Below are 12,996 nucleotides of genomic sequence, written 5' to 3'. Positions count from 1 at the left end.
ACCGCATTCCAAGGATGTACTGGATCGAATGTGGGAGCGGGCTTGCTCGCGAAGGGTGCGACTCGGTCTCGGATCAGCCCTCGCGCACCATATCAACGTGAGGAATCCCGACTTCAAGGAATTCATCGCTGACAATCTTGAAGCCCAGGCGCTCATAAAACGGCGCCGCATGGACCTGTGCACTGAGGATCTGCCGGGTCTGGCCGCGTTTCTCGGCCTCGCCGATCACGGCTTCCATCAGCTTGTCGCCGACCTTCAGGCCGCGCCAGTCCTTGAGGACCGACACGCGCCCGATCTCGCCGGTAGGCAGCAGGCGGGCGGTGCCGATGGGGAAGTCGCCTTCGAATGCCAGGAAGTGCACGGCACCGGCATCGTCAGCATCCCATTCCAGCTCCGGTGGAACCGATTGTTCAGCGATAAATACCGCCTCACGAATGCGCCGTATCTCGGCGATATCCTTTTGCCAGTCCGCGACACTTACGTGAATCTTATTCATCGGCAAACCCCAGGCTTCCTTGCTTGACCAGTTCCCACAGCAGGGCGCAGGCATCTTCGTCCGCCAGCCATGGGCCGAGATTGTCGATGTGCAATGCGTCGGCGGCGCACACCAGCTTCAGCAGTTCCCGCAGCTTGCCCGGCAACAGGCGGCTCTGGCCGCTGGCGAACAGCAGCAGGTCGTCGTCCACTTCGGACCAGGCCAGGCGTGCGCTTGGGTTGCGGATCAGCACGGCGCCGTCTTGCAGGCTGCCCAGCAGGTCTTCTTCTTCCACTTCCGGGCCGGCGACCAGTTCCGGGTAGCGCGGCTCCGTCATGAACTGGCCGAACCAGGTCAGCAGCATGCGCTCGTCGCTCATGTGCTCGGCCAGCAGGCTTTTCAGGCGGTCGAGGGCGTCGGCCTGGATCTGGTGCGGGTCGCTGACCGGCTGGGCATCGGCGTCGGTGTAGCGCTCTTCGTCAGTCAGGTACTGGCTGAGGAAGTCGGTGAAGTGGGTCAGCACTTCAGCCGCGCTCGGGGCGCGGAAGCCTACGGAGTACGTCATGCAATCATCCACGGCCACACCGCAGTGGGCCAGGCGTGGCGGCAGGTAGAGCATGTCGCCCGGTTCCAGCACCCATTCGGCGGTTTCTTCGAATTCGGCGAGGATGCGCAGGTCGGCGTGCTGCAGCAGCGGGCTTTCGGAGTTGCACATCTGGCCGATCTTCCAGTTGCGCTTGCCGGAACCTTGCAGCAGGAACACGTCGTAGTTGTCGAAGTGCGGGCCCACGCTGCCACCCGGGGCGGCGTAGCTGATCATCACATCATCGATGCGCCAGCTCGGCAGGAAACGGAAGTTTTCCAGCAGTTCGGCCACTTCCGGCACGAACTGGTCGACGGCCTGCACCAGCAGGGTCCACTCGCGCTCGGGCAGGGTGCTGAAGGCATCTTCGGCGAACGGGCCGCGACGCAACTCCCACGGGCGTTCGCCGTGTTCGATGATCAGGCGCGACTCGACTTCTTCTTCCAGCGCCAGGCCGGCCAGTTCGTCGGCGTCGATCGGGCTTTCGAAATCAGGAATGGCCTGGCGGATCAGCAGCGGTTTTTTCTGCCAGTAGTCGCGCAGGAACTCGCGTGCCGTGATGCCGCCCAGAAGTTGAAGAGGAATATCAGGATTCATGTGTAACCTATTGAAAAAAAGCACTTTTCAGACGGGAATAAAAACGCCCGGCGCTGCCGGGCGTCTCAAAGGGTCAAGCAGCTATCAGATGCGTTTGGCTTGGGCCACAGCGTTGCCGATGTAGTTAGCCGGGGTGAGCAGTTTCAGCTCAGCCTTGGCGGCGGCTGGCATGTCCAGGCCGTCGATGAAAGTTTGCAACGCTTCAGAGGTGATGCCCTTGCCGCGGGTCAGCTCTTTGAGCTTCTCGTACGGGTTTTCGATGTTGTAGCGGCGCATCACGGTCTGGATCGGCTCGGCCAAAACTTCCCAGCAAGCGTCCAGGTCAGCGGCGATCTTCTGCGCGTTGAGCTCCAGTTTGCTGATGCCTTTGAGGCTGGCTTCGTACGCGATCACGCTGTGAGCAAAGCCCACGCCGAGGTTGCGCAGTACGGTGGAGTCGGTCAGGTCGCGCTGCCAGCGGGAGATCGGCAACTTGCTGGCCAGGTGCTGGAACAGGGCGTTGGCGATCCCGAGGTTGCCTTCGGAGTTTTCGAAGTCGATCGGGTTGACCTTGTGCGGCATGGTCGACGAACCGATTTCACCGGCGATGGTGCGCTGCTTGAAGTAGCCCAGGGAGATGTAGCCCCAGATATCGCGATCGAAGTCGATCAGGATGGTGTTGAAGCGTGCAATGGCGTCGAACAGCTCGGCGATGTAGTCGTGGGGTTCGATCTGCGTGGTGTACGGGTTGAAGCCAAGGCCCAGCTCGTCTTCGATGAAGGCGCGGGCGTTTTCTTCCCAGTCGATCTCAGGGTAGGCCGACAGGTGGGCGTTGTAGTTGCCTACGGCGCCGTTGATCTTGCCCAGCAGCGGCACGGCGGCCACTTGAGCGATCTGGCGCTCCAGGCGGTACACCACGTTGGCCAGTTCTTTGCCCAACGTGGTCGGCGAAGCCGGCTGGCCGTGGGTGCGCGACAGCATCGGTACGTCGGCGAAACGGATCGCCAGTTCGCGGATGGCATCGGCCGTCTGGCGCATCAGTGGCAGCATCACGTCATCACGGCCTTCGCGCAGCATCAGGGCGTGGGACAGGTTGTTGATGTCCTCGCTGGTGCAGGCAAAGTGGATGAACTCGCTGACCTTGGCCAGTTCCGGCAGCTTGGCCGCTTGCTCTTTGAGCAGGTACTCGATGGCTTTAACGTCGTGGTTGGTGGTGCGCTCGATCTCTTTGACACGCTCGGCGTGCTCCAGAGCGAAGTTTTCCGCCAGGGCGTTCAGCACAGCGTTGGCTTCGGCGGAGAACGCCGGCACTTCGCTGATGCCAGGGTGAGCGGCCAGGCGCTGGAGCCAGCGCACTTCAACCAGAACACGAGCACGGATCAAACCGTATTCGCTGAAAATAGGGCGCAGGGCCTGGGTTTTGCCGGCGTAGCGGCCGTCAACAGGGGAAACCGCAGTGAGCGAAGAAAGCTGCATGGGGTGTTCTCGGACAGTCGGGCAACGAAATGGGGCGCGTATCATACATGAAAAAATCCGCCGGTCCGTTGCCAACTGACCGGCGTATTACGCGTGGGGCTATAAAAAAATCGGTTGCTGCGACTTATTCGTTGCGCATCAACGGGTAAAGCTCTTTCAGCAATTTGCGACGGCTGATGACCAACTGCCAGCGATGACCGCCCAACTGGCGCCACAACCGCGCCGAACGAATACCGGCCAGCAGCAGGGCACGGATTTTCGAGGCGTTGTTCGGTTGTTGCAGGTTGCGCATGTCGCCGTGCACCTGGATCCGCTGGCGCAAGGTGCTCAGGGTGTCCTGGTACAGCGCGCCACAGGCAGCGATCACGTTTTCGTGGGCCGGGCCGAAGTGTTCGACTTGGGACTGAATCTGCGGCAGGCGCTTGCCGATGGTTTCCAGCAAATCATCACGCTTGGCCAATTGGCGCTCCAGGCCGAGCATCGACAGGGCGTAGCGCAGTGGCTCGCGCTGCAAAGTGCTCGGGTCGCGCTCGAGGGCGCCGACCAGTGCGCGATAACCTTCACGCAGGGCCAGGTCGTCGCCGCCGTACACTTCCAGGGTGTCCTTCGGGTCGCGGATCAGCAGGCTGCCGAGCATGCAGGTCAGGCCCGCCTCAGTGACCTGGCCGGTCTTGGCGATCTTGTCCACCAGCACCGCGGCGAGAAACACGCCGCCCAGTGCCGTCAATTGCTCCTGGGTCGGGCTCATGCCTGGCTGCTCCAGGGTTCGGCAACTTCGATCACGCCGCCCCCCAGGCAAATCTCTCCGTCGTAGAACACTACCGATTGGCCCGGCGTTACGGCGCGCTGGGGGTCGTCGAAGGTGGCGCGATAGCCGGTGGCGGTTTTTTCCAGAGTGCAGGGCTGGTCGCTCTGGCGATAGCGCACTTTGGCGGTCAGGCGGCGCGGGCTGCTGAGGTCCACCGGGTTGACCCAATAGATGTCCGAAGCGAGCAGGGCGCGGGAGAACAGCCATGGGTGGTCATTGCCCTGGCCCACGATCAGTTCGTTGTGCTCCAGGTCCTTGACCAGCACGTACCACGGCTCTTCGCCGGCGTCTTTCAAGCCGCCGATACCCAGGCCCTGGCGCTGGCCGATGGTGTGGTACATCAAGCCGTGGTGACGGCCGATGATTTCGCCTTCGGTGGTCTTGATCTCGCCCGGTTGCGCCGGCAGGTACTGCTTGAGGAAGTCGCTGAAACGGCGCTCGCCGATAAAGCAGATTCCGGTGGAATCCTTCTTCTTGGCGGTGGCCAGGCCGTGTTTCTCGGCAATGGCGCGTACTTCGGGCTTTTCCAGCTCACCCACCGGGAAGAGGGTCTTGGCGATCTGTTCGCCGCCGACGGCGTGCAGGAAGTAGCTCTGGTCCTTGTTGGCGTCCAGGCCCTTGAGCAGTTCGGTGTGGCCATCGATGTCGCGACGGCGCACGTAGTGGCCAGTGGCGATCAGGTCGGCGCCAAGGATCATCGCGTAGTCGAGGAACGCCTTGAACTTGATCTCGCGGTTACACAGGATGTCCGGGTTCGGCGTGCGACCGGCCTTGTATTCGGCCAGGAAGTGCTCGAACACGTTGTCCCAGTACTCGGCGGCGAAGTTGGCGGTGTGCAGCTTGATGCCGATTTTGTCACAGACGGCCTGGGCATCCGCCAGGTCGTCCATGGCGGTGCAATATTCCGTTCCATCGTCTTCTTCCCAGTTCTTCATGAACAGGCCTTCCACCTCATAACCCTGCTCCATGAGCAGAACGGCGGAAACGGAAGAATCCACGCCGCCGGACATGCCGACGATGACGCGCTTCTTTTGTGTGTCAGAAGGGGCTGGATCACGCATAGGATTTCAACGGGTGTCTTTAAAAAGGACGCGATTCTAGCAGGCTCGCGTCTGCAAGGCTAAAGAGAAGGGCGGATCAATTCGAGGCTGTGGCGTTGGCCGGCCAGATAATCGTCGATACAGCGGATAATCAGCTCGCTGCGCCAGTCTTCGCGCAGAGTTATCAATTCATCGCGAGTCAGCCAGCGAGCGCGCACGATACCGTCGTCCAGTGGGTAGTCCGGGTGATGTTTCAGGGCCTTGGCGGTGAAGCACACGCGCTGATAGGTCACGCTATTGCTGGGAGCGGTGTACAGGTAAATCCCGACAATCCCGGTGGCTTCGACGTCCCAGCCGGTTTCTTCGAGGGTTTCGCGCACGGCGGCCTCGGTCAGGGTTTCGTTCGGGTCGAGGTGGCCGGCGGGCTGGTTCAGCACGGCGCGGCCGCCCTTGAGCTCTTCGACCATCAGGAAGCGGCCGTTGTCTTCGACGATGGTGGCGACGGTGATGTGGGGGAGCCAGGTCATAAAGTGCCTCGATTCAAGGTGTAACGCTGTGTTCAGGTGCGATTGCATTCAGTGTGGGAGCGGGCTTGCTCGCGAATTGGGCGTGTCAGTTAAAGAGATATTGACTGACCCACCGCTTTCGCGAGCAAGCCCGCTCCCACATTTTGATTGGGTTTCTTCAATAAAAATGCCATGTTCAGAAACAGAAACCCCGGCACAGGGCCGGGGCTTCTTTGCATCCTTACAACCTTACACCAGCGCAGCGATGGCCGCGTTGAGGGTGTTGCTTGGGCGCATGGCCTTGCTGGTCAGCTCGGCGTTCGGTGCGTAGTAGCCACCGATGTCCACTGGCTTGCCCTGGACGGCGTTGAGCTCGGCAACGATGGTTGCTTCGTTCGCGCTCAGGGTCTTGGCCAGTTCGCCAAACTGCGCTTGCAGTGCAGTGTCTTCGGTCTGGGCGGCCAGGGCTTGAGCCCAGTACAGCGCCAGGTAGAAGTGGCTGCCGCGGTTGTCGATGTTGCCGACTTTGCGCGATGGCGACTTGTTGTTGTCGAGGAACTGGCCGGTGGCCTGGTCCAGGGTCTTGGACAGCACCAGGGCTTTCGGGTTGTTGTAGTTCACACCCAAATGCTCAAGGGACGCGGCCAGGGCCAGGAACTCGCCCAGGGAATCCCAGCGCAGGAAGTTTTCTTCAACCAGTTGCTGTACGTGCTTCGGAGCCGAACCGCCGGCGCCGGTTTCGAACAGGCCGCCACCGTTCATCAGTGGCACGATCGACAGCATCTTGGCGCTGGTGCCCAGTTCCATGATCGGGAACAGGTCAGTCAGGTAGTCGCGCAATACGTTGCCGGTCACCGAGATGGTGTCCAGGCCCTTGCGGGTGCGCTCCAGGGTGAACTTCATCGCGTCGATCGGCGACATGATGCGGATGTCCAGGCCTTCGGTGTTGTGGTCTTTCAGGTAAGCCTGAACTTTCTCGACCACGACGCCGTCGTGCGCGCGCTGTGGGTCCAGCCAGAAAATGGCCGGGGTGTTGCTGGCGCGGGCACGGTTGACGGCCAGTTTGACCCAATCCTGGATCGGCGCGTCTTTGGTCTGGCACATGCGGAAGATGTCGCCGGCTTCAACAGCCTGTTCCATCAGCAGGTTGCCCTTGCTGTCGGTGACGCGGACTACGCCGTCAGCCTTGATCTGGAAGGTCTTGTCGTGGGAGCCGTACTCTTCGGCTTTCTTCGCCATCAGACCAACGTTTGGCACGCTGCCCATGGTGGTTGGGTCGAAGGCGCCGTTAGCCTTGCAGTCTTCGATCACCGCCTGGTAGATAGTGGCGTAGCAGCGATCCGGGATCACAGCCTTGGTGTCGTGCAGCTGGCCGTCGGTGCCCCACATCTTGCCGGAGTCACGGATCATGGCAGGCATCGAGGCGTCGACGATGACGTCGCTCGGCACGTGCAGGTTGGTGATGCCTTTGTCGGAGTTGACCATCGCCAGGGAAGGGCGAGCGGCGTACACCGCCTGGATGTCAGCTTCGATCTGCGCTTGCTGATCGCCAGGCAGGGCCTTGATGCGAGCGTACAGGTCGCCGATGCCGTTGTTCAGGTTGAAGCCGATCTGCTCCAGCACCACAGCGTGCTTGGCCAGTGCGTCTTTATAGAACTCGGCAACGATCTGGCCGAACATGATCGGGTCGGAGACCTTCATCATGGTGGCTTTCAGGTGAACCGACAGCAGTACGCCTTGTTTCTTGGCGTCTTCGATTTCAGCGGCGATGAAGCTGCGCAGGGCTTTCTTGCTCAGCACGGCGGTGTCGATGATCTCGCCAGCTTGTACGCTGGTTTTTTCTTTCAGGACGGTAGCGGTACCGTCTTTGGCGATCAGTTCGATCTTGACGGCATCAGCGCCTTCGATCTGTACGGCTTTCTCGCTGCCGTAGAAGTCGCCGTTGCTCATGTGGGCAACGTGGGACTTGGAGTCGGCAGCCCAGGCGCCCATTTTGTGCGGATGCTTGCGCGCGTAGTTCTTGACCGACAGCGGTGCGCGGCGGTCGGAGTTGCCTTCGCGCAGTACCGGGTTCACGGCGCTGCCCTTGACCTTGTCGTAACGTGCACGGGTTTCTTTTTCCGCGTCGGTGGTTACGGTTTCCGGGTAGTCCGGCAGGTCGAAGCCCTGGGCTTGCAGTTCCTTGATGGCAGCCTGCAGCTGAGGGGTCGAGGCACTGATGTTCGGCAGCTTGATGATGTTGGCTTCAGGGGTGACGGCCAGGTCGCCCAGTTCGGCGAGATGGTCCGGCACGGCCTTGGCGCCCAGTTGCTCGGGGAAGCTTGCGAGGATGCGCGCGGCCAGGGAAATGTCGCGGGTTTCCACGGCAATATCAGCGGAAGCGGTGAAGGCCTCTACGATAGGCAGCAGTGAATAGGTGGCGAGGGCTGGTGCTTCGTCGGTGAAGGTGTAGATGATCTTCGAGCGGGTGGGCATATTCGGATTAACTCTCTTCTTTGCTGAAAGCATGCGCAGAAACTCGAGATGCGCCGGGTAAAGCGCGTTCGTTCAAAGTCATCCATGAGCGAAATGTCGAAGTTTCTTCGCGGTGATGTTGGGTTGCATCAGTCGAGCGTCAAGCGGGTGAGCTACTGTAGTAACTCGGCTTTTCTGGCGGAGGGCGTCTGTCTAGAGCGGTCGGCCGTCGTGACTCTTTGGTCAGCGGCGGCATTATACATAGGTCGCTATGCTTACGCCGAGCCTTCATACAAAAGGTGTGTCGTCCATTGGTCTAAAGGTCGCAGGCAGCGGGTTGCGCCTAAAGTCGCATGACGTGCTCAAGATTGGCGCTTTTCCCTTTGCTTTCAAGCTTGTAGGCCACTAAATGTGCTGTTTTCGACGCAAATGTGCAGGGCCTGAGGTTTCAGTCCTCATTTATCTGGAGTAGGCTCGAACGCAGCCAGATGTTCAATCCATAGATGGAGTTCAGCATGGGATACAAGAAGATTCAGGTTCCGGCAGTCGGCGACAAAATCACCGTCAATGCAGACCATTCTCTCAATGTTCCTGACAACCCGATCATTCCTTTTATTGAGGGTGACGGTATTGGCGTCGACATCAGCCCGGTGATGATCAAGGTTGTCGATGCAGCTGTTAACAAGGCTTATGGCGGCAAGCGCAAGATCTCCTGGATGGAGGTTTATGCCGGCGAAAAGGCCACTCAGGTTTACGACCAGGACACCTGGCTGCCCCAGGAAACCCTGGATGCGGTCAAGGACTACGTGGTTTCCATCAAGGGCCCGCTGACCACCCCGGTCGGTGGCGGCATCCGTTCGCTGAACGTGGCCCTGCGCCAACAGCTCGACCTTTATGTGTGTCTGCGCCCGGTGCGCTGGTTCGAAGGCGTGCCAAGCCCGGTCAAGAAGCCCGGCGATGTGGACATGACCATCTTCCGCGAGAACTCCGAGGACATTTACGCCGGTATCGAGTGGAAGGCCGGCTCCCCGGAAGCGATCAAGGTCATCAAGTTCCTGAAAGAAGAGATGGGCGTTACCAAGATCCGTTTCGACCAGAACTGCGGGATCGGCATCAAGCCGGTGTCCCTGGAAGGCACCAAGCGCCTGGCGCGCAAGGCCTTGCAGTATGTCGTGGATAACGATCGCGACTCGCTGACCATCGTGCACAAAGGCAACATCATGAAGTTCACCGAAGGTGCCTTCAAGGAATGGGCCTACGAAGTGGCGGCTGAAGAATTCGGCGCGACCCTGCTGGATGGCGGGCCGTGGATGCAATTCAAGAACCCGCGCACCGGCAAGAATGTGGTGGTCAAGGACGCCATTGCCGACGCCATGCTCCAGCAGATCCTGCTGCGCCCGGCGGAATATGATGTGATCGCTACGCTTAACCTTAACGGTGACTACCTGTCCGACGCCCTGGCGGCGGAAGTGGGCGGTATCGGTATTGCGCCGGGCGCCAACCTGTCCGATACCGTGGCCATGTTCGAAGCCACCCACGGTACCGCGCCGAAGTATGCCGGCAAGGACCAGGTCAACCCGGGTTCGCTGATCCTGTCGGCGGAAATGATGCTGCGTCACATGGGTTGGACCGAAGCGGCCGACCTGATCATCAAGGGCACCAATGGCGCAATTTCGGCCAAGACGGTGACCTATGACTTCCATCGCTTGATGGACGGCGCCAAGTTGCTGTCGTCATCAGCGTTCGGGGATGCGCTGATTTCGCATATGTAGGCCTATAAGCAGGCATAAAAAAACCGGCCTGTTGATGGCCGGTTTTTTTTGAGCGTTTGCTCAGCGGCTGATCAGGCCGGCTGTTTTTGTGATTTTTGAGCGACGTCTTCTATAGTTGTGCTGGCGCTGACTGGAGCGCCGATATTCACCGCATGCAAGCCTTTGGGTCCCTGAATGATATCGAAGGAAACCGATTGCCCTGCCTTCAGTGTCTTGTAGCCATCCATTTGGATAGCGGAGTAATGCGCAAATAGGTCGTCAGTCTTGCCGTCTTCGTTGATGAAGCCGTAACCCTTGGCATTGTTGAACCACTTGACCTTACCGCTCGCCATGCCCATATCCCTCTGCACCAGACTCCATCACTGGAGTATCATCCAGTTTATCCGTCCTAACCCGAATAAATAAGGTTGACTGCGCGGACCTTTTTTACCCACTGTGGGTTCTATTGGTTGTAACACTGATTTGCCGATAGTCAAGGCGACCAGTCGGTCAGAGTTGAAAATCTGACAGGTCGCCCCCACCACTGTATTTGAACCACTGACGAACCTTTCTTTCCATGCATGCAATCAGCCAGATTCGACTAACATTCAATCAGGATCGCCCGGATCATCAAGAAGACGACGACGGTTCTGCAGGCATTGCTGTTCAGGAGGCCAAGCCTGCTTTACAGGCGCCGCCGATGTACAAGGTGGTTTTGTTTAATGATGACTACACACCGATGGATTTCGTCGTCGAAGTGCTCGAGGTGTTTTTTAACCTGAACCGCGAGTTGGCGACCAAGGTAATGCTGGCCGTTCACACAGAAGGACGGGCAGTATGTGGAGTGTTTACCCGCGACATCGCCGAGACAAAGGCCATGCAGGTCAACCAGTACGCCAGGGAAAGCCAGCATCCGCTACTCTGTGAAATCGAGAAGGACGGTTAACTCCGACCACTTGGGTATGAGGTGAAGCTATGTTAAACCGCGAGCTCGAAGTCACCCTCAATCTTGCCTTCAAGGAGGCCCGTTCGAAGCGTCATGAATTCATGACCGTCGAGCACCTGCTGTTGGCACTTTTGGATAACGAAGCTGCCGCCACCGTACTGCGTGCGTGTGGTGCCAATCTCGACAAACTCAAGCATGACCTGCAGGAGTTTATCGACTCCACCACGCCGTTGATCCCCGTTCATGACGAGGACCGCGAGACCCAGCCAACCCTGGGCTTCCAGCGGGTACTGCAGCGTGCCGTTTTCCACGTACAGAGCTCCGGCAAGCGCGAAGTCACAGGGGCCAACGTGCTCGTGGCGATCTTCAGCGAGCAGGAAAGCCAGGCCGTATTCCTGCTCAAGCAGCAAAGCGTTGCCCGTATTGATGTCGTCAACTACATCGCCCATGGCATTTCCAAAGTGCCGGGGCATGGCGATCACTCAGAAGGTGAGCAGGATATGCAGGATGACGAGGGCGGTGAGTCTTCTTCTTCGAGCAACCCGCTGGATGCTTATGCCAGCAACCTCAACGAACTGGCGCGCCAGGGGCGGATCGATCCGCTGGTAGGGCGTGAGCTGGAAGTTGAGCGCGTGGCGCAGATCCTGGCGCGTCGTCGCAAAAACAACCCGCTGTTGGTGGGTGAGGCGGGCGTGGGTAAAACCGCGATTGCCGAAGGCCTGGCCAAGCGCATTGTTGATAACCAGGTGCCAGACCTGCTGGCCAACAGCGTCGTCTACTCCCTTGACCTGGGCGCGTTACTCGCCGGGACCAAGTACCGTGGCGACTTCGAGAAGCGCTTCAAGGCGTTGCTCGGCGAGCTGAAAAAACGCCCGCAGGCGATCCTGTTCATTGACGAAATCCATACCATCATCGGTGCCGGTGCAGCTTCCGGTGGCGTGATGGACGCTTCGAACCTGCTCAAGCCGCTGCTGTCTTCGGGCGATATCCGTTGCATCGGCTCGACCACGTTCCAGGAATTCCGCGGGATCTTCGAGAAAGATCGCGCCCTGGCGCGCCGCTTCCAGAAAGTCGACGTGTCCGAGCCTTCGGTTGAAGACACCATCGGCATCCTGCGCGGGCTCAAGGGGCGTTTCGAAGCACACCACGGTATCGAGTACACCGATGAAGCGCTGCGTGCAGCCGCCGAGTTGGCGTCGCGTTACATCAATGACCGGCACATGCCGGACAAAGCCATCGACGTGATCGACGAGGCGGGTGCCTACCAGCGCCTGCAGCCGGTGGAGAAGCGTGTGAAGCGCATCGACGTGCCTCAGGTCGAGGACATCGTGGCGAAGATCGCGCGGATTCCGCCAAAACACGTCAACACGTCCGACCGGGAGCTGCTGCGTAACCTGGAGCGCGACCTCAAGCTGACGGTGTTTGGTCAGGATGCGGCCATCGACTCGCTGTCCACCGCGATCAAGCTGTCCCGTGCGGGCCTCAAATCGCCGGACAAACCGGTCGGTTCGTTCCTGTTCGCCGGGCCTACCGGTGTCGGCAAGACCGAAGCGGCGCGGCAGTTGGCCAAGGCCATGGGTATTGAGCTGGTGCGTTTCGACATGTCCGAGTACATGGAGCGTCACACTGTGTCGCGCCTGATCGGTGCGCCTCCGGGCTATGTCGGCTTCGACCAAGGCGGCCTGTTGACCGAGGCGATCACCAAGCAGCCGCATTGCGTTCTGCTGCTCGATGAAATCGAGAAGGCGCACCCGGAAGTCTTCAACCTGCTGTTGCAGGTGATGGACCACGGCACCCTGACCGACAACAACGGGCGCAAGGCGGACTTCCGCAACGTGATCGTGATCATGACCACCAACGCCGGTGCCGAAACGGCCGCGCGGGCTTCCATTGGCTTTACTCATCAGGATCACTCTTCCGACGCCATGGAAGTGATCAAGAAGAGCTTCACGCCGGAATTCCGCAACCGCCTGGACACCATTATCCAGTTTGGTCGCCTCAGTCATGAGGTCATCAAAAGTGTGGTGGACAAGTTCCTCACCGAGCTTCAGGCGCAGTTGGAAGACAAGCGCGTGCAGTTGGAGGTTACGGACGCGGCGCGCAACTGGCTGGCGGAAGGTGGCTACGACGCGGCAATGGGCGCTCGGCCAATGGCTCGCCTGATCCAGGACAAGATCAAGCGCCCACTGGCGGAAGAGATCCTGTTCGGCGAACTGGCAGACCACGGTGGCGTGGTGCATATCGACCTGAAGGACGGCGAGCTGACCTTCGACTTCGAGACCACGGCTGAAATGGCCTGATAGCTGACGCAACAAAACAAAAAGGCGCCGAGAGGCGCCTTTTTGCTGTCTTGAAACCGATGGAGATCAAATGTGGGAGCG

11 protein-coding genes are annotated in these 12,996 nt (G+C 59.7%); 3 read left to right on the top strand and 8 right to left on the bottom strand.

Annotated features, from left to right (window positions below; genetic code table 11):
* Positions 1-73: 73 nt before the first annotated feature.
* The 7 genes from BLU46_RS03680 to BLU46_RS03650 all read right to left on the bottom strand — a co-directional run bounded on the left by BLU46_RS03680 (position 74) and on the right by BLU46_RS03650 (position 7,939).
* Positions 74-496 (bottom strand): GNAT family N-acetyltransferase, encoded by a 423-nt coding sequence (locus tag BLU46_RS03680; RefSeq protein WP_017479509.1) that lies wholly within the window; start codon positions 494-496, stop codon positions 74-76.
* Complete coding sequence (locus BLU46_RS03675) at positions 489-1,655, bottom strand: ribosomal protein uL16 3-hydroxylase (RefSeq protein WP_093198701.1); 1,167 nt, start codon at positions 1,653-1,655, stop codon at positions 489-491. Before BLU46_RS03675 ends, BLU46_RS03680 begins: the two co-directional genes overlap by 8 nt.
* A gap of 84 nt (positions 1,656-1,739) precedes the next feature.
* The gene (gene purB / locus BLU46_RS03670; RefSeq protein ID WP_017479511.1) at positions 1,740-3,110 is read right to left on the bottom strand and encodes an adenylosuccinate lyase; all 1,371 of its coding nucleotides are present in this window, start codon (positions 3,108-3,110) and stop codon (positions 1,740-1,742) included.
* Positions 3,111-3,234: 124 nt separating this feature from the next.
* Entirely contained in the window at positions 3,235-3,858 is a 624-nt protein-coding gene (gene hflD, locus BLU46_RS03665; protein WP_010172715.1) for a high frequency lysogenization protein HflD, read from the bottom strand.
* Positions 3,855-4,979 (bottom strand): tRNA 2-thiouridine(34) synthase MnmA, encoded by a 1,125-nt coding sequence (gene mnmA / locus BLU46_RS03660; RefSeq protein ID WP_093198696.1) that lies wholly within the window; start codon positions 4,977-4,979, stop codon positions 3,855-3,857. Before mnmA ends, hflD begins: the two co-directional genes overlap by 4 nt.
* 59 nt (positions 4,980-5,038) lie before the next feature.
* Complete coding sequence (locus tag BLU46_RS03655; protein ID WP_093198691.1) at positions 5,039-5,485, bottom strand: NUDIX hydrolase; 447 nt, start codon at positions 5,483-5,485, stop codon at positions 5,039-5,041.
* A 228-nt stretch (positions 5,486-5,713) separates the two neighbouring features.
* Entirely contained in the window at positions 5,714-7,939 is a 2,226-nt protein-coding gene (locus tag BLU46_RS03650; protein WP_093198685.1) for an NADP-dependent isocitrate dehydrogenase, read from the bottom strand.
* A 494-nt stretch (positions 7,940-8,433) separates the two neighbouring features.
* Here BLU46_RS03650 and icd point away from each other — a divergent pair, with 494 nt between their 5' ends.
* Entirely contained in the window at positions 8,434-9,690 is a 1,257-nt protein-coding gene (gene icd, locus BLU46_RS03645) for an NADP-dependent isocitrate dehydrogenase (protein WP_003219599.1), read from the top strand.
* 71 nt (positions 9,691-9,761) lie between these two features.
* Here icd and cspD read toward each other — a convergent pair whose 3' ends face one another.
* Positions 9,762-10,028, bottom strand: coding sequence for a cold shock domain-containing protein CspD (gene cspD, locus BLU46_RS03640; RefSeq protein ID WP_063031411.1), 267 nt, complete (start codon positions 10,026-10,028; stop codon positions 9,762-9,764).
* A gap of 218 nt (positions 10,029-10,246) precedes the next feature.
* Between cspD and clpS the strand changes: the two genes are divergently transcribed.
* Together clpS and clpA are read left to right on the top strand one after the other, a co-directional pair.
* Entirely contained in the window at positions 10,247-10,615 is a 369-nt protein-coding gene (clpS, locus tag BLU46_RS03635) for an ATP-dependent Clp protease adapter ClpS (RefSeq protein WP_003219604.1), read from the top strand.
* A gap of 29 nt (positions 10,616-10,644) precedes the next feature.
* Positions 10,645-12,915, top strand: a complete 2,271-nt coding sequence (clpA, locus tag BLU46_RS03630) for an ATP-dependent Clp protease ATP-binding subunit ClpA (protein WP_010172706.1) — start codon at positions 10,645-10,647, stop codon at positions 12,913-12,915.
* Positions 12,916-12,996 lie beyond the last annotated feature (81 nt).

Source organism: Pseudomonas yamanorum (assembly GCF_900105735.1).
GTDB lineage: Bacteria > Pseudomonadota > Gammaproteobacteria > Pseudomonadales > Pseudomonadaceae > Aquipseudomonas > Aquipseudomonas yamanorum.
The sequence above is the reverse complement of the archived record's forward strand: the minus strand, read 5'-3'. Positions and strand labels throughout refer to the sequence as shown.

Coding starts and splice junctions, on each gene's coding strand:
- mnmA (WP_093198696.1), bottom strand. CDS start 4,979: ATGCGTGATCCAGCCCCTTCTGACACACAAAAGAAGCGCGTCATCGTC.
- hflD (WP_010172715.1), bottom strand. CDS start 3,858: ATGAGCCCGACCCAGGAGCAATTGACGGCACTGGGCGGCGTGTTTCTC.
- icd (WP_003219599.1), top strand. CDS start 8,434: ATGGGATACAAGAAGATTCAGGTTCCGGCAGTCGGCGACAAAATCACC.
- purB (WP_017479511.1), bottom strand. CDS start 3,110: ATGCAGCTTTCTTCGCTCACTGCGGTTTCCCCTGTTGACGGCCGCTAC.
- clpS (WP_003219604.1), top strand. CDS start 10,247: ATGCATGCAATCAGCCAGATTCGACTAACATTCAATCAGGATCGCCCG.
- BLU46_RS03680 (WP_017479509.1), bottom strand. CDS start 496: ATGAATAAGATTCACGTAAGTGTCGCGGACTGGCAAAAGGATATCGCC.
- clpA (WP_010172706.1), top strand. CDS start 10,645: ATGTTAAACCGCGAGCTCGAAGTCACCCTCAATCTTGCCTTCAAGGAG.
- cspD (WP_063031411.1), bottom strand. CDS start 10,028: ATGGGCATGGCGAGCGGTAAGGTCAAGTGGTTCAACAATGCCAAGGGT.
- BLU46_RS03655 (WP_093198691.1), bottom strand. CDS start 5,485: ATGACCTGGCTCCCCCACATCACCGTCGCCACCATCGTCGAAGACAAC.
- BLU46_RS03675 (WP_093198701.1), bottom strand. CDS start 1,655: ATGAATCCTGATATTCCTCTTCAACTTCTGGGCGGCATCACGGCACGC.
- BLU46_RS03650 (WP_093198685.1), bottom strand. CDS start 7,939: ATGCCCACCCGCTCGAAGATCATCTACACCTTCACCGACGAAGCACCA.